General features: G+C 66.3%; 11 protein-coding genes. 1 reads left to right on the top strand and 10 read right to left on the bottom strand.

Annotated elements, in window-relative coordinates:
• Positions 1-72: 72 nt before the first annotated feature.
• The 3 genes from UC35_RS16225 to UC35_RS16215 all read right to left on the bottom strand — a co-directional run bounded on the left by UC35_RS16225 (position 73) and on the right by UC35_RS16215 (position 4,183).
• On the bottom strand, positions 73-1,116 hold the full coding sequence (locus UC35_RS16225) for a LacI family DNA-binding transcriptional regulator (RefSeq protein ID WP_061501488.1): 1,044 nt from the start codon (positions 1,114-1,116) through the stop codon (positions 73-75).
• A gap of 136 nt (positions 1,117-1,252) precedes the next feature.
• Positions 1,253-2,647: an arylsulfatase gene (locus UC35_RS16220; protein WP_061503879.1), complete on the bottom strand. Its 1,395-nt coding sequence runs from the start codon at positions 2,645-2,647 to the stop codon at positions 1,253-1,255.
• A 63-nt stretch (positions 2,648-2,710) separates the two neighbouring features.
• Positions 2,711-4,183, bottom strand: coding sequence for a flavin monoamine oxidase family protein (locus tag UC35_RS16215; protein ID WP_061501486.1), 1,473 nt, complete (start codon positions 4,181-4,183; stop codon positions 2,711-2,713).
• Between the two features lie 133 nt (positions 4,184-4,316).
• Between UC35_RS16215 and UC35_RS16210 the strand changes: the two genes are divergently transcribed.
• Complete coding sequence (locus UC35_RS16210) at positions 4,317-5,255, top strand: helix-turn-helix domain-containing protein (RefSeq protein ID WP_061501484.1); 939 nt, start codon at positions 4,317-4,319, stop codon at positions 5,253-5,255.
• 20 nt (positions 5,256-5,275) lie between these two features.
• On the opposite strand, the gene UC35_RS16205 is transcribed toward UC35_RS16210, so the two are convergent.
• The 7 genes from UC35_RS16205 to UC35_RS16175 form a co-directional block, all read right to left on the bottom strand.
• Entirely contained in the window at positions 5,276-6,604 is a 1,329-nt protein-coding gene (locus tag UC35_RS16205; RefSeq protein WP_061501482.1) for an MFS transporter, read from the bottom strand.
• A gap of 467 nt (positions 6,605-7,071) precedes the next feature.
• Positions 7,072-8,136 (bottom strand): NAD(P)-dependent alcohol dehydrogenase, encoded by a 1,065-nt coding sequence (locus tag UC35_RS16200; RefSeq protein ID WP_061501481.1) that lies wholly within the window; start codon positions 8,134-8,136, stop codon positions 7,072-7,074.
• 93 nt (positions 8,137-8,229) lie between these two features.
• Entirely contained in the window at positions 8,230-9,696 is a 1,467-nt protein-coding gene (locus UC35_RS16195) for an acyl-CoA reductase (protein ID WP_061503878.1), read from the bottom strand.
• 5 nt (positions 9,697-9,701) lie between these two features.
• Complete coding sequence (locus UC35_RS16190) at positions 9,702-11,141, bottom strand: hypothetical protein (protein ID WP_061501479.1); 1,440 nt, start codon at positions 11,139-11,141, stop codon at positions 9,702-9,704.
• Between the two features lie 246 nt (positions 11,142-11,387).
• A complete protein-coding gene (locus UC35_RS16185; RefSeq protein WP_227820350.1) occupies positions 11,388-13,421 on the bottom strand; it encodes a galactose oxidase early set domain-containing protein in 2,034 nt (677 codons plus the stop codon).
• Between the two features lie 183 nt (positions 13,422-13,604).
• Complete coding sequence (locus UC35_RS16180; protein ID WP_061501478.1) at positions 13,605-14,276, bottom strand: TetR/AcrR family transcriptional regulator; 672 nt, start codon at positions 14,274-14,276, stop codon at positions 13,605-13,607.
• Between the two features lie 86 nt (positions 14,277-14,362).
• Positions 14,363-15,358, bottom strand: coding sequence for a tripartite tricarboxylate transporter substrate binding protein (locus tag UC35_RS16175; protein WP_061501476.1), 996 nt, complete (start codon positions 15,356-15,358; stop codon positions 14,363-14,365).
• Positions 15,359-15,364 lie beyond the last annotated feature (6 nt).

Raw genomic sequence — 15,364 nt, 5'->3', positions numbered from 1 at the left:
AGGATGGCTGTGGGCAAGCGGCATCAAGCCGCCCGGGTTTTGGTTGAAGTTGTGATGTGCTGGATTGCCACGCTAGGCGGAGGAGCGCAGGACAAGTTGCCCCGGCACTTCACGCAGTGCTTCCGCAACGGTCCCACTCGGCCGACCTTCGTCGAGTAGGCGGATGACGCAATCGACCATCTCGCTCACCGGCTGACGCACCGTGGTCAGGCCATGCTCCGGAAAGGCCGCGGCGCGGATGTCATCGAAACCGATGACAGCCACGTCCTGTGGCACACGAAGCGATGTGTTCGTGCGCAGGTAGCCAAGCACGCCTAGGGCCATCAGGTCGTTGGCACAGAACACCGCGTCGACGGCCGGCTTGCCGGCGCCGAACAGTTCGGCCGCCGCTGCACGCGCACCTTCATACGTGTATCCGCCTTGCACGCAGGCGGCCAGTCGCTGGCCGTGCGCAACCAGCCCGTGCTCGAAGCCGCGCAGACGGTCGGCCGTGGTGGAAATGCTGGGGTCGCCCGACACAAAGGCGCATGCCCGGCGCTTTTGCGCTACCAGGTACCTCGCCACCGCGGCCCCCATGCGCTCGTTGTCGCAGCACACCGACCAGACTGTCGGGTCCTCGACGCGCCGGTTCATGAACACCACCGGCACTCCCTGGCGCAAGCACAGTTCCGACATGCGCGATGACAGCCGGGCCGCGGTCACCACGATGGCATCGACCTGGTACTGCAGCAGCTGCGGCATCAGCTCGTCCGCATCGCCGCCCCTGGGTACGACGAAGAGCAGCAGCTGCCGGCCAACCTGCCGAAACTGCAGCGAGAACTCCTCGAGCGCTTCGGGATAAAAGGGATTGGCCATGTCTCCCATTACCAGGGCCACGATGCCGGATCGCCGCTGGTTCAGCGATCGCGCAATGGCGTTGGGTCGATAGCCCACTTCATCGGCCATCGCCAGGATGCGCTGGCGCAGTTCACCGGAAATTCGCGAGTGCTGGTCGAAGGCCCGGGAGATGGTCGAAGTGGCGACACCGATCCGCTCGGCGAGGTCCCTGGCCGTGACGCGTCCGTGAATCGGGGCGGCACGGGCCGGTGAAGCGTCGGGGGCGGTCTTGCGGTCCATGTCGGTGGTATGGGCTGTGCACACGTGTGCACAGATCCAATGCTGCCGATCCGATTGCAGCCTGTCCCCCTCCAAAAAAGGGGGGGCTGCTGCGGCAAGCAAATCGGCCGCCCCAGGGCGGCCGATCATGGTCATGTCAAGGCAGGCCGGGCGGTTGATACGGATCCGGAGTCCCCATCGGAATCAGCGGGTACTTCTTCACGCTGGCGTTGAAGGCGTTCACCATCTTCAGCATCGGTCCGAGCACCCAGCTTGTGTAGGCGCGCTTGCCTTCGTCCTCGCGCGGGTTCTCGTACAGGTTGAACACGTGTGGAATGGGCAGGCGCTCGGCCGGCGAGGTCATGGTGTCCTGCTGGTAGAAGTGCACCTTGTAGTTTCGCCACTTCACCGCCTGCAGCCGGTTGTCGACCCAGATCAGGATGCCTTCGCGCGCGGACTTGTCGGTCTTGCCGAGGAAGAATCCGGCCTGGTCCACGCCATCGATCGGGCGGTCATGAGGCACCTTCGCGTGCGCGAAACCGGCCAGCGTCGTGAACAGGTCCACGCCGTGCACGATCTCGTCGCTGACGCGCGCCGCGGGCACCCTGCCCGGCCAGCGGATCATGAAGGGCACGCGGATCCCGCCTTCCCAGGCCGTGAAGTAGGCACCCCGCCAGGGGCCGGCCCAGCCCTCCCAGGGCTTGATGAACTCCGCGCCGTTGTCGCTGACGAAGATGACGACGGTGTTGTCGCGAATGCGCAGGCGTTCCACCGCATCGAGCATCTGCCCGACGTTGTGGTCCATCTCGGCCAGCATGTCGGCCCAGTCGCCGTTGCCCGTCTTGCCGGCGAATGCCGGGTGCGGCACGGTCGGCAGGTGCGGTTGCGTCAGGCTGGCGAAGGCGAAGAATGGCTTGCCCGCCCTGGCCTGGCGCTCCATGAAGTCGATCGAGCGGCGCGTGACTTCCGCATCGAGCAGTCGCCGCTGCTCCATGTCATACACCTTGACCTCGCGGCTCTTGCCGCCTTTGCGCCCTTCGAGGATGTACTCGGGCCGCATGTGCTCGGGCGAGTAGCCCGGCGTGTCGTGCCACATCGCCTCGTTGGTCGTGCGCGGGATGCCGTACCACTCGTCGAAGCCCTGGTCGTTGGGCAAGCGGCCGTCGTGGCTGCCCAGGTGCCACTTTCCGTACAACGCAGTGGCGTAGCCCGCCTCGGACAGCGACTCGGCCAGCGTCACCTCCCATTGCGTGAGGCCCTCGGCCACGCCGCCGAAGGGCACGGCATAGGTGCCCGAGCGGATCGCATGGCGCCCCGTCAGCATGGCCGAGCGGCTGGGTGTGCACTGCGGCTCCATGTTCATGTTGGTGAGGCGCAGGCCCTCGCTCGCGAGCTTGTCGATGCGTGGCGTCGGCGCGCCGCGCAGCGCGCCGCCACCGTAGACACCGAGCTCGCCGTAACCCAGGTTGTCCGCCAGGATGAACAGGACGTTGGGTTGCTTTGGCTTCGCAACCTGCGATGCCGCCGGCCCGGCGGCTAGCAGGCCCGCCATCAGCCCGGCGACCCCGAGCCAGCATGAAAGGAGCTTGCGCTTCATGGCGAGTTCGGTCACGGCTCAGCCAAGCCTGGTCTTCACACGCAGAGCGGCGGCGCCGCCGGCGCCGATAGCGCCGTCAATGAAGCCGCGCCACCCCTCGCCGTGGTCGCCCTGGCCGAAGAACACGCGTCCGCGGTCCTTCTGGAAGTGCTCGTAGTACTTCGCAAACCACCCCGGCTTGTAGTTGCACCAGGTGCCGCGGGCGTACGGGTCCTCGGTCCAGGCCTGGTGGTCCACCGCCTCGACCACTGCCTCGGGGAAATAGTCCCGCAGCGCCTTCTGCACGGCCGCCTTGTCGGTGTAGTCGATATGCTTCGGATCGGGGCCGAACATGACAAAGATGGTGTGGTCCTCGGCCATCGAGTAGGTCGCCAGGAACGACAAGGGGTGTGTCGGCGGCGCCACCGCGCTGACGCGGGTCTTGGTCACGTGGCCTTTCACCTTGATCAGGAGCTTGATGCCGGTGCCTGCATGCCGCTCGCGGCCTGCCTCCGCCACCAGCGGATCCAGCGCCGGCATGAACTGAACGTTGTGCACCACGTTCATCGGCAGGCCGACGATCACTGCGGCGGCGGTCAGGTGCTGGCCGCTGGCGGTGGTGACGACAACGTGATCGCCCTTCTCCTCCACCGACTTCACCGGCGTGGACAGGCGGATCTCGGGCCTGCCGTCCTCGACCATCTTGTTGATCAGGCTGACGGTGCCGTGCTTGAACTTGTAGCGGCCGCAAGAGTCGTGCAAAGCCGTCATGCTGCTGCCCGGCAGCGCCCACCAGCGGCTGTTTTCAAGGTAGGACACCTGCTCGAGCGGGCCGTGCGACAGGCCGGCCGCGTAGGCTTCGACCGCGACGCGCTGGATGGGCGTCAGGTTCATCTTCTGCACCACCTGGCCCGCGTTCAGTTTGTCGGCCTTGAGGATCTCGCTCCACTGGAACGAGGCGTCGTACGGCCGCTCCCAGTACTGGCCGGCATCGGCGAAGTACTTGTTGATCGCGCCGAGCACCGGCGCCAGCTGCTCCAGTTTGTTCAGCACCTCGCAGCGGCCATCGACCAGCACGCGCAACTCCGCGCCCGGCTCGACCTTTCCGTCGGGCGTCTCTTCCACTTCGAGCTTGTAGCGCTGCACCTCGGACCACACGAAGGGCTGCGTCCAGTGGATCCAGGTCCCGCCCATTTCCACCTTGTGGCCTTCGAACTCCTTCGTCCAGGTGCGTCCGCCCAGGCGGTCGCGCGCCTCGAGCAGCAGGGTCTTGTAGCCGTTCTTCATGCTGTCGCGTGCCGCCGTGACGCCGGCGAAGCCGCCACCGAGCACGATCACGTCGTAGTCGACGCCCTTGGCGCGTGCCTTGCGCTGCGGTCCCGGTGTGGCGGCGTTCGCCGCGCCGAGGGCGCCGGCGGCCACCGCCCCTGCGGCGCCCGCGCGGCGCATGAAGCCGCGACGGCTGACGCCTTGCGGCGCCGCGCTCTCCCGATCTTGTGTGTACTGCTTCATCTGCTGTCCTTCAATCCGACTTGGGTATCCCGCTCGAAGATAGAGGCCGCGCCGATAATTCATGATCCCAAATCGGCAAGCCGTCGCCTCCTGACGGCCCGTGTTTACCCGCAGTCAGTCGACGCGCGCAGCAATGGATGCTTACTACTCGGTCCGGCACTACTCGGACCCGCAAGACCATGCGCAAAGCCTTTTGAACTTCGACCAGGAGTACGTCCAGGTCGAGAAGGGGCCGTTCCGGAGTGCCTTGATGCAGGCCGAGCTCGGCGGGCTGTGCGTCTACGCCGAAAGCGTGGATCGCGGCATCGTCGAGCGCACGCATCTGGAGGCAGGCTGTGTCGCCCTCGGGTGGAGGATGCGCGCCGGCGCCACGCCCGGATTCGCCAACCGGCAGATCGCCCCGTCCTCCGGCGGCCTGCTGCGCGGCGGCCAGGATTGGATGCTCGACCTGCAGCCCGGCACCGAGATGTGCGGCATCACGATGCCCGCGGATGAATTCGATCGCTTGGCCGAGCCGCTGGGCGTGTCGGTCCTGCACCAGCGGCACGCATTGATCAGGCCCAGCGACCGGGCGCTCGCGACCATGCAATGGTGCCTCTCGCAGATCGAGCACCAGGCGCCTCGAATGGCGAACGCCGACGTCCGCGCATCGCTGCGCGACCACCTGCTGGAAAGCGTGTTCCAGGCCTTCTGCGAAGCGGAGCCGCCGCGCCGGCCCGACGTGACCCGGCTGGCCTACCACCAGGTCGTCAAGCGCAGCCAGGAACTGGCGCTTGCCAGTCCCGATCGGCCTCCTTCCGTGCTCGAATTGTGCGCCGAGCTGCGTGTATCCCGTCGCACGCTGCAAAACAGCTTCGTTCACGTCATCGGCCAGCCGCCCTCAAGCTACCTGCGCTGCCTTCGCCTGGGCCGGGTGCGCCGCCTGCTGCGCACCTCACCGGCCGAAGCGCTGTCGGTCGGCGATGCAGCCGCGCGCTGGGGCTTCTTCCACCTGGGACATTTCGCGAACGACTACCGCCGCCTGTTCGGCGAGCTGCCGTCGCAGACAGCGCGCCTGCCGGGTGAGCACTGAGGCCGCGGGCCGCCGCCTCATCATGCCGCTTGCGCTTGAAGCGAGGGTGACGCACGTTTGCGAACTGCGGCCAGCACGATCAAGGATGCCAACAGGTACAGCCCCATCACGAAGTACATGCTGTGGACGTTGCTGCCGGTGGCGGCATTGATCGCGCTGATGACCGGGGGGCTGATCGCACCCCCGAGGTTGCCGATGCTGCTCACCATCGCGATGCCGGCGGCGACGGTGGCTTTGGACAGGTACTCCGAGGTCAGTGCGAAGAAAATTGGCGGAATCGAAGCGATGCCGACCACGCCCAGGCAGAGGCCTGCGAGCGACCCGGCGAAGTGGCCCTGGGTCACCGTGGTGATGCCCAAGCCGGCCACCGCCATCAGCGCCGCGGCCGCGAAGTGCCAGCGCCGCTCCCCGCAACGGTCGGAGCTTCTTCCCATCAGGACGACGCCGACCACTGCGAATAACTGCGGCACCGCCGCGTAAAGGCCGATCGACAGCATGTCGGTGACGCCCCAGCTCCTGATCAGCGTCGGCGTCCAGAAGCTGATGGCATAGGTGCCGGCGACGATCAGCACGTAGACCAGGGACAGCACCCATACCTTCGGATCGCGCAGCATGTCCCCCAGCGAGCGGTGCGCTGCCTGGCTGCCGGAGTGCTGATCGCCGGCGAGTTGCTGCCGCAGCCTGGCTTTCTCTTCATCGCTCAGCCAGTTGGCAACCTCTGGTTTGTCCTTCAGCCAGAACCACGCGGCGATGCCCAGCAGCGGCGCCGGCGCCCCCTGCACCAGGAACAGCCACTGCCAGCCGTGCCAGCCGTTGTGGCCGTCGAGGAACTTCATGATGGCGCCCGAAAGCGGGCCGGCGATCGTGCTGGCGACGATGGCCCCGATCAGGAAAACGGCGATCATCCGGCCACGCCGCGCCGAGGGGTACCAGTAGGTCAGGTACAGCAGCACGCCGGGCGTGAAGCCGGCCTCGAAGGCGCCGAGCAGGAAGCGGAGCACGTAGAACTGCGTCGGCGTCTGCACGAACATCATTGCCATCGCCACGACACCCCAGCACACCATGATGCGCAGCAGCGTCTTGCGCGCGCCGATCTTCTCCAGCACCAGGTTGCTAGGCACTTCGAACAGCAGGTAACCGATGAAAAAGATGCCCGCGCCCAGGCCGTAGACCGCGTCGCTGAAGGCCAGGGTCTGCTTCATCTGCAGCTGCGCGTAGCCGACATTGATGCGGTCGAGGAAGGCGACGACATAGGCTGCGAGCAGCAGCGGCATCAGGCGCCAGCTGATCCGGGCGTACATCGCGCGGTCGGCCGGCATTTCGGCCCTCGTGCTCTGGGGGTGGTTCATGGCTTATCTCCTTTTATGTCGCTGCGGTCCTGGGCGGTAGACCGACAGCCTGACGGACGCGAGGCGTCTCGTCCCCCCTACTTCGGAGTGGCTGCGTGCAGGCTTAAGGAAACCTGGTCTCTCGGAGCCCACAGTCGGGCGCGCTGGGAGTTCGTCATTCCCTTCCACTGCGCGGCCGGCGCAAAAAAAAAGAGACCCCGCTTGGTCGCAGGGTCCCTTCAAACGCCGAACGGGGGCGTTCCCCATTGGCGTGGCCTTGAAGATGGGCAGCTCAAGCTGCCCTTTGTTCTTGCCCCGCAAGAATGCCTCAGTCCAGCCCGTTCGTGCCCCCCCATACGGGGTGGGACGCGAGCACAAGATGGAAATTAGTTTTCAGGGTCAGTTCAAACGCAAAACGGGAACTGGCCCTTGGCGTGGACTCGAAGCTCGAGTCAGCCCTGCCCCCGACACGGGCGGCGCTGCGTCTGCTACTGCACCACCTGCGCATGCTTCATCGACGCCATGTCGATCACGAAGCGGTACTTCACGTCGTTGGCCTGCACGCGCGTGTAGGCGGTGTTGATGTCGTCCATGGCGATCAGCTCGCACTGCGGCAGCACCTGGTGCTCGGCGCAAAAGTCCAGCAGCTCCTGCGTGGCGGGCAGTCCGCCGATCAACGAGCCGGCCAGGCGGCGGTTGTTGCGGATCAACAGGCCGCCGTGCACCGGCTCGAGCAGGTCGATCGCACCCACCACGGCCAGCACGCCGTTGCGGCCCAGCAGCATCAGGTAAGGGTTGACGTCGTGCCGCCTGGGAATGGTGTCGAGGATGAAGTCGAAGGCATTGAGCGAAGCCATCATGGCCTTCTGGTCCGTGGACAGCAGCACCTGGTGCGCGCCCAGGGCGCGGGCGTCGTCGGCCTTGGAGGGCGAGGTAGTGATGACCGTGACTTCCGCGCCCAGCGCGACCGCGATCTTCACCCCCATGTGGCCCAGGCCGCCCAGGCCCACCACGGCGAGCTTCGTGCCCGGACCCACGCCATGCTCGCGCATGGGCGTCCACACCGTGATGCCCGCACACAGCAGCGGCGAGGCGTACTTCAAGTCCAGCGCCTCGGGCACGCGCAGCACGAACTTCTCGCGCACCACGATCTTGTCGGCGTAGCCGCCGAGGGTGGTCTCGCCCGTCACGCGGTCCTTGCCGTTGTAGGTGGCGGTCGGCCCCTTGACGCAGAGCTGCTCCTCGCCAGCCCGGCAGGGATCGCACTGTCCGCAGCTGTCGACCAGGCAGCCGACCGCGACCCGGTCGCCGATCTTGTACATGGTGACCGAGGGGCCGACCGCCGCGACATGCCCGACGATCTCGTGACCCGGCACGCAGGGGTAGACGGTGTTCTTCCAATCGTTGTGCACCTGGTGCAGGTCGGAGTGACAGACGCCGCAGTAGGCGATTTCAATCGCGACATCGTCGGCGCGCAGTGCGCGGCGCTCGAACAGCTTGGGCATCAGCTGGCCGTGGGCTTCACAGGCGCAGTAGGCGGTAAAGGTGCTCATGTCCTTGGCTCTTTGTTCGTGTGGTCTACGGGAAGATAGCTGCCGTCCAAAACCCATGGCCCCCCTTTTTGGAGAGGGACGGCGGGGATTGGGTCAGTTGATCGAAGGGCGCAGCCAGGGCGCCGGCGTCTTCTCGGGCGAGGCGATCTGGTTGGAGATCCACTTGCCCATGCGGCGCATCGGCTCGATGGCGTCCTGCGGCGCGGCCAGCTTCATCCCGGCCGCGTAGCCGAGCGAGACGATGCGCTGCGCGCCGTGCAGCGGCAGGATGTCCTTGAGTTCGTCCTTCAGCGCCTCGGGGTAGATGCCCACCGTCTGCGTGTAGGCGTCAACGGCATCCATCACCTCGTCGAGCGAGTCGACCGGAACGAGGTTGGCGGTACGGTCGTCGAGCATGGCCGAGAAAGAGACCGCCTCCGGAATCTTGGACACGATGACGGCGCCCTCACCGTCCCTGCCGCCGATCACCTGGTACCACTCGTCATCCAGGCGTAGCGCGTCGACCTCCGCCTTGAGTCCCGGGTCATAGCGTTTGGGTGCGGTGCTCAGGCTGTTGGGGAGCTTCAGCATCGCGTCGTACACCAGGCGGCCGAAGTCATTGAGCTTTTGCACACCGTCATCATCGGTGCCGCTCTGCGCATAAACCACGCGTGCGCAGACGCAGCCCTTCTGGTTGAGCGCACCGATGTCGCTGGCGAGGCGCACCGCCGCCTCGCGCATGGCCGCTTCGCTCTCGAAAGTCTGGCGACCCAGGATGCTGGCGCTGCGCTTGGGGTCGAGCGAGATCAGCTCCAGCCCCGGCTGGATGTAGCGCGTCACGTGCTTGAGCGAGGCAAAGCCGCCCCAGGCAACGATCTTCTCGATGTTCTGCGGCTGGTACAGGCGCTCCTCGAAGGCGGTGTCGCCGCCCTTCCAGTAGGCCACCGTCACATGCTTCGTGAGCGGGTGGTCCGGCGCCATCTCGATCATGGTGCGGGCGATGGCCAGCGCGGTGAACGGATCGTTGGAGGGCGCCTTGATGATGGCGTCGCTGCGCAGCACCATGTTGCGGAGGATGGTCCACAGCGACAGCGCCGGTGCATTGCCGGCCACGATGTGCAGCGCGCGTGCACCGAAGCAGCGCACTTCGAGCTCGGTGCCGTCGAGCAGCCGCCGCGGCACCCAGCCTTCGAGGTACTCGATGCCGACGCTGGCCTCGACCGCCTCGACGATGTTCTCGCGCTCGAGCACGCGCGACAGGCCCATGTAGCTGGCCTTCACCAGCGAAGGCGTGGTGGGCGCCGTGAGGTAAGAGAGCTCGCAGGCTTCCTGCAGGTGGCGGTTGTCCGCGAAGTTGAGGCGCTTGCCGAGTTCGACCGCGTAGTCGAGGATGTCGTCGAAGCGCAGCTTGTACAGGTCGGCCAGCTTCGTGGGGTTGCCCAGCGGTAGCTTGTCGAGGTAGCGGTTCCAATCCGGGGTGAGGAAAGCGAGGTCGCCGCCGCGGCCACCCACTTCGACCAGGTGGTCGGTGATGATCTGCCCGCGGATGATCATCGGGGCGATGGGTTTGGAGTTGGTCATGGGCATCAGCCTTCGAGCGTGGTGAGGAAGTCCATGGCCTCGCGGTGCGAAGCCTCGGTCGCGGCGCAAGTGATCTTGTCGTCGCCGCCGTTCTTGTCGCTGTAGCGCTGGATGGGACCGACGACGTAGCGGCTCGGACGGCCGCAGGGGCATGGCTGGTCCCACTCCACGGTGATCTCGTCGCCAGTGATGAAGCCGCCCCAGCGCGTGTCCGCGCCCAGGTCGAAGAAGGCGGCGCGGCCCGTCTGGCGGCCGGTGCGCGGCAGCGGCTTGCTGGTCTCGGGATCGAGCAGGAACGGGATGGCGGTGTGCGCGAAGTGGAAGTGGCCGTGCTCGCACCGGTAGTGCGAGCCGCTCGGCGTCTCGGACATGGCGTAGGACTCCCGCAGCGAAGCCGCGCCGGTGAAGCGCTGCACCTCGTCGCGCCAGCCCTCAGGCTGCACCACGCCCTTGGCGCCCCCGGTGGTGGTGAGGTAGGAATGGGGCGAGAACACGCCTTGCAGTCCGCGCGCCAGGCCGGCCGTGGCCATGCCATGCAGCAGGTTCCAGGTACCTCCGATGTACACCCGCTTGCCCCGCAGCTCGTTCGTCATTTGCTCAAAGAAGGCGGCCATGTGCTGCGGCATTTCGGCCTGCAGCTTGTCGAAGGCCTGCTTCTTGGCCTTCAGCGCCGGGCTGATCTCCAGCCGGTCCAGCGTGCCTTTGGCGTGCGCGGCGCGGATCTTCGCGCCCAGGTGCAGCACGTCGCTGGACAGCGTTGTCGGGTAGGCGCAATGGAAGTTGGCTTCGGCGGGCAGCAGCGCCTCGATCAGGAAGTCGTTCGCGCGCACATGGCTCAGGAAGCCGGAGCGATAGTAGGGATAGATCGTGTGCAGCTCGGGATCGGGCGCGTCGGGGCCTTCCGTGGCCCAGACCAGCATCTTGCGCACCTGGCAGGCCTTGCGCCACTCGCTCACGCTATGCGGCAGGAACGAGAGCGTGCCGGAGGTGCCCGAGGTATGGCTCATGCGCAACTCGGGCACCGCCTGGTCCATCCTCGTGAACCAGTCATCCAGGCCTTCGCAGCCGCTGACGTCGGCCGCGGCGAGCTTCTCGGCGAGCTCGGGCGTCACCAGCTTGCCCAACCACTTGTTGATCTGCGCGAAGTTGCGCTTCTCCAGCAGCGAGGGCGGGTAGGACTTGTAGACCGTGTGCTCGAACATCAGAGGGACGACGTCGTGCAGTTCGTCCACGCGATCCACGCCTTCGGCATCGGCGAGCTTCTTCACCATCGGGATGCGATCGCGCAGCTCGGCAAAGCGCTGTTTCAAGGCCGAGAGTTGCAGCGCGTCGATTTCTGCGCGCGGCAGGTGGTTCCAGGCGTGGTGGGAGTAGTCCACCAAGGCCACTGGGTTGTCCAGCAACAATCGGGTCTTGTCCTCGAGGGACATTCGAGCAAGTGACATCAGGAGCTCACTGATCCAGGGAGAGAGAACGCGGCGCAGCCGCGCAATAAACGCGACACAGTCGCGCGTGAAAACCGGATCAGTGTAGGAAGGGAGAAGTCAAATCCCAGTCCGGATTTCCGCCCCGGTCAACACCGTGCAAGTCCTTGTTTTGCAAGTCCAATTCGGGGTTTTCCGGCGGCCGGAGGGTCCTCACTCCGGCTTCGATTCCGATTCCTCGTTTAGGTGGGCGTCCGGGGCGCCTGTTCAGTTCACCCGCACGAAGCTCGCTACCGAAGGAATGCCGCCAGAGTCCAACACGAACAGCATGTAGTAGCCGGGCGGCACCATGGCGGCCGATTCGGGCACTGTGGCCATCAGGGTGGCCTTTTCGAGCACCTGCACAGGCAGGCGGATCGCCCGTTGGTGCATGTCGTTGCCATGCGTCGTGGCACCGGGCGCCACCAGCACTGCGGTGTTGACTTGGCGGTCCGTGGTCACGATGAAACTCTGGCCGTACGTCACGCCGGCCGGCGCCGAGACGATCAGCGGCCGCGCACCCTTGAAGAGATAGGGCGGCGAGTACACCTGCGCCTTGTGCATGGCCGCCGCTGCGGCAGAAGAGTCCATGTCGTCCTGCGACAGCAGGACTGTCGCATCGGGCAGCAGGATCGCACTGGAGTGGTAGGCCGCCTGGATCGTATGGGGAACAACGCGCTGCCAGTGGCCGGTGGTTTCCGTCGCCTGGGTCGAGTACATCTCTGCTTGAAAGACAGGTCCGTTGTAGGGGCTTGCGCCGGCGTTGCCACCCATGGTGAGCAGCTTGCCGTCCGGCAGGATCACCGTGTTGCTGTTGTGCCGGGGTTGGATCCAGCGCGGGAAGGCTTTCCAGCCGGCCGCCGGCTCATTGCCATCGAGCCACTCGTTGCCCGTTGTCGGCGCCCTCAAAATGTCCAGGCCACCGGCCACCATCACCACTTGGCGGGCGGTCGGGCCCGACGCGTCCGTGTAGATGATGCCATTGCCGTTGACCCAGTGATCGCCCATCAGGTCAGGCAGGCGGCTCCATGCGTTGTCGGCGGGATTGAACAGGTAACTCGAGCGCCTTCCCGGACCGGCTTCGAGCATCGTTCCGCCCGGGAGCAGGAACTGCAGGGGATACAGTCCGGTCGAAGCGTGCTGGCCCACGAAGTCGATGCGCCCTACGCCGTCCGGGCTCGCGCTGGGCGTGAAAATCTCGACGTCGCTGTTGATGATCTCGCCGCCGTTCTGATCCCAGCCGCTGGTGATGACGACGCGGTTGTCGGACAGCTTGGTGGTGGTGGGATACCACCGTCCATTGCGCATGTTCGGCTGACGCACGAAGGCCTCGGTGGCGGGATTGAAGGTGTAGGCGGTCAGCGTTCCTTTCCAGCTCTGCGTGCCGGCCGGCGCGTTCGGGTCGGGATAGCGCAGGTTGCCGCCGGCGATGAAGAGCCTGCCGTCGGCCAGCAGCGTCTGCCCGGCGCACGAGATGTTTTCCGGCGGCGCGATAGAGTGGCCCGTGCGCGTGGCCGGGTCCCAGACATAGGCCACGCCGTTCATGGAACTCAAGGGCTTGTAGTAGTCGTCGGGGTTGTACGACCAGAACAACACCTTGCCCGTGTGCAGCAGGACCGCAGTGACCCCGACGACGGGAATGATGAAGGGTTCGCTCCAACGGCCTTGCAACGCCCACTCGCTGGCGGCAAGGCCGCCAGCCGTCGAGGCCACGTCCGGATTGCCCGCTGCGAGTTCATCTGCAGCGGCAACTGCCGCGGCATCCTCCTGCAGCGTCACCGGCCCGGGTTTGCCCAGGTCCTGCGCGGGCACCGCACGCTCGCCGCGTTCGACCTCGCACTGCACCTCCCGCATGCGCGCGTGTTCCTCGGCGTGGTTGGCGCCCAGCAGGTCGTTTTCGCGTTTGAACAAGGCTGCCTCGGCAGCCGGATCCAGGCAGGGGACGGCGGCGTGCGGGTGCGGTTCCGGGACCGTGACGGCCATGGGATTCGTGCCGGTCGGCGCCGTGGCGGCGGGTGAAGCGGGTGCGGGCTCAAGGGCGATGGGTTCGGCGGCAGTACCCCCCTTGCCGCCGCCACCGCAACCGATGAGGAGAAGCACCCATAGGCCGACAGCCCAGAGGTACCCGCGATGGCGTGCATTGCGCTGAACACGCTCATGATGCGCATGATGCTGATGCGCCTGAGGCTTGGCTTGCACGGGCCACAGCAGACCAAGGAGAAAGAGCGCCGCAAACCCGGCGCGAGTTCGGGTCGCAAACATGGCACTTCCTTCGTGACTGAAGGTGCCAATCGAACATATGCACCGCGAAGCGTATTGACAAGCGCAAGTTTTCTTTTTTTTAGGCGTGGACAATGCCCGCCCTGCCCCGCGCGAGCAGGTCGTTGCGGTCGAGGTTCATGACCTTGTTCCACGAGCCATCGCTCGCGTAGGCCTTGAGGGCTCCTACAACTCGGAGGGCGTGGTCAGGAGTGCGTACAGCATGCGCGCGATCAGCAGCGGCGTGTCTTCTTCGCCGAGGTATTGCGGCCGGCCCAGAACCATGGCGCGCGGCACGGCAAGCAGCACATGATGGGCGAGAAACGCTGCCTTCTGCGGGTCGCGCACCAGCACCTCATCGGCGAATTTCTTCATCAATGCCGGCATCACCACCGCGGACCAGAAGTTGTCGGTCTTGACCAGATCCAGCCGCACCAGTTCCTCGTAGTACGTGGACTTGAGGTTGAACTCGGGATCGATCCTTGCCCATTGCTGCAATGTCTCGGTGGCGTAGCGCAGCGTCGAGAGGATGCCGTCGAACAGGCGTGCCGACGACGGCAGCGAGTCGATGTGCGCCAGCAATTCGCGCCGGGCCTCGGTGCGGTAGTCGTTGTAGATCGCAGCGATCAGGGACTCGATAGTGGGGAAGTACTCGTAGATGGAGCTGACCGCGACGCCCGAGCGATCGGACAGGTCCTGGAGCGTCAGCGCCTTGCGGCCCTCGCGCTCGAGGATGGCCCGGCCCGTGGCCTTGAGGGCCTCCACCAGCGCCACCGATCGTTTCTGGCTCGGACGCTTGCGCGGCCGGGCGGGCACCTCGATGCGGACCTCGTGCGCTGAAGACTTGGGTCGCGTCATGTCAGTGCCCCGCTGGCGTCAGAGTGTTCCTCCCGCTCCCCTTGGGGAGAGGGAGAAATACAGGGCGGGTCGCCTCATGGTTGCCCTCAGTCCAGCTTGATGCCCGTGTCGCGGATGGCCTTTGCCCAGTATGCCTGATCGGCCTTGACCACCTCCGCGAACGCCAACGGCGTGCTGCCCTTGAGGGCGATGCCGAGGGCGATCATGTGCTCGCGCACCGCCGGATCGGCCAGGGCGCGGTTGACGTCCGCGCTGATGCGCTCCAGCAAAGGCGCCGGCGAGCCCGCGGGCGCGAACAGGCCGAGCCAGCCATGGCGTTCCAGCCCGGCGAAGCCGGCCTCCTCGAAGGTCGGCACGTTCGGCAGCAGCGGTGAGCGCGAGGCACCCGCCACGGCCAGCGGCCGGACCTTGCCGGTGCGTGAATGCTGCAGCACCGAGCCCGCGCTGATGGTGCCCAGGGGCACATGGCCGCCCAGGAGGTCGGTGACGAGCGGGTTCTCTCCCTTGTACGCCACGTGCACCAGCGGCACCTTCGCCGCACGGGCAAAGATCTCCATCTGCACGTGTCCGCTGGAGCCCTGCCCGAAGGTGCCATACGGCAGAGCCTTGCCCAGCCTGGCGACATGGGCGGGCAGGTCCTTCACATGCTGGATCGGCAGCTCCGGCCCGGCCGCGAGCACGAGATGCGTGGTGGCCAACTCGCTGATCGCCGTGAGGTCGCGGATCGGGTCGTACGGTGCCTTGCCGTACAGGCTGGGCGCCTGCATCAGCGTCGTCGTGGTCATCAGGAGCGTGTGCCCGTCCGCAGGTGCCTTGGCCACCGCGTCGGCCCCGATCATGCCGGCGGCGCCGGGTCGGTTGTCCACCACGACGGGCTGGCCCCAGGCCTTGGCCAGGCGCTCGGAAACGCCGCGAGCGATCACATCCGCGCTGCCGCCCGCCGGAAACGGCACGACGACGCGCACCGGGCGGCTCGGAAAGGCGGCCTGGGCCCATGCCGTGGCAGCGCCGAGGCTGCCCAGGAGGCCGGCGCTCGCGCCGGAAGCGAGCTGCTGCAGCAAGCGACGTCTGTGCTGTTGCATGGGTGC

Origin of the sequence: Ramlibacter tataouinensis (assembly GCF_001580455.1) — a bacterium.
Classification (GTDB): domain Bacteria; phylum Pseudomonadota; class Gammaproteobacteria; order Burkholderiales; family Burkholderiaceae_C; genus Ramlibacter; species Ramlibacter tataouinensis_B.
The sequence above is the reverse complement of the archived record's forward strand: the minus strand, read 5'-3'. Positions and strand labels throughout refer to the sequence as shown.

Bases quoted from the DNA above. Each gene is read 5' to 3' on its own strand.
- UC35_RS16210 (WP_061501484.1), top strand. From the start codon at position 4,317: ATGGATGCTTACTACTCGGTCCGGCACTACTCGGACCCGCAAGACCAT.
- UC35_RS16200 (WP_061501481.1), bottom strand. From the start codon at position 8,136: ATGAGCACCTTTACCGCCTACTGCGCCTGTGAAGCCCACGGCCAGCTG.
- UC35_RS16205 (WP_061501482.1), bottom strand. From the start codon at position 6,604: ATGAACCACCCCCAGAGCACGAGGGCCGAAATGCCGGCCGACCGCGCG.
- UC35_RS16215 (WP_061501486.1), bottom strand. From the start codon at position 4,183: ATGAAGCAGTACACACAAGATCGGGAGAGCGCGGCGCCGCAAGGCGTC.
- UC35_RS16195 (WP_061503878.1), bottom strand. From the start codon at position 9,696: ATGACCAACTCCAAACCCATCGCCCCGATGATCATCCGCGGGCAGATC.
- UC35_RS16180 (WP_061501478.1), bottom strand. From the start codon at position 14,276: ATGACGCGACCCAAGTCTTCAGCGCACGAGGTCCGCATCGAGGTGCCC.
- UC35_RS16185 (WP_227820350.1), bottom strand. From the start codon at position 13,421: ATGTTTGCGACCCGAACTCGCGCCGGGTTTGCGGCGCTCTTTCTCCTT.
- UC35_RS16175 (WP_061501476.1), bottom strand. From the start codon at position 15,358: ATGCAACAGCACAGACGTCGCTTGCTGCAGCAGCTCGCTTCCGGCGCG.
- UC35_RS16225 (WP_061501488.1), bottom strand. From the start codon at position 1,116: ATGGACCGCAAGACCGCCCCCGACGCTTCACCGGCCCGTGCCGCCCCG.
- UC35_RS16220 (WP_061503879.1), bottom strand. From the start codon at position 2,647: ATGGCGGGCCTGCTAGCCGCCGGGCCGGCGGCATCGCAGGTTGCGAAG.
- UC35_RS16190 (WP_061501479.1), bottom strand. From the start codon at position 11,141: ATGTCACTTGCTCGAATGTCCCTCGAGGACAAGACCCGATTGTTGCTG.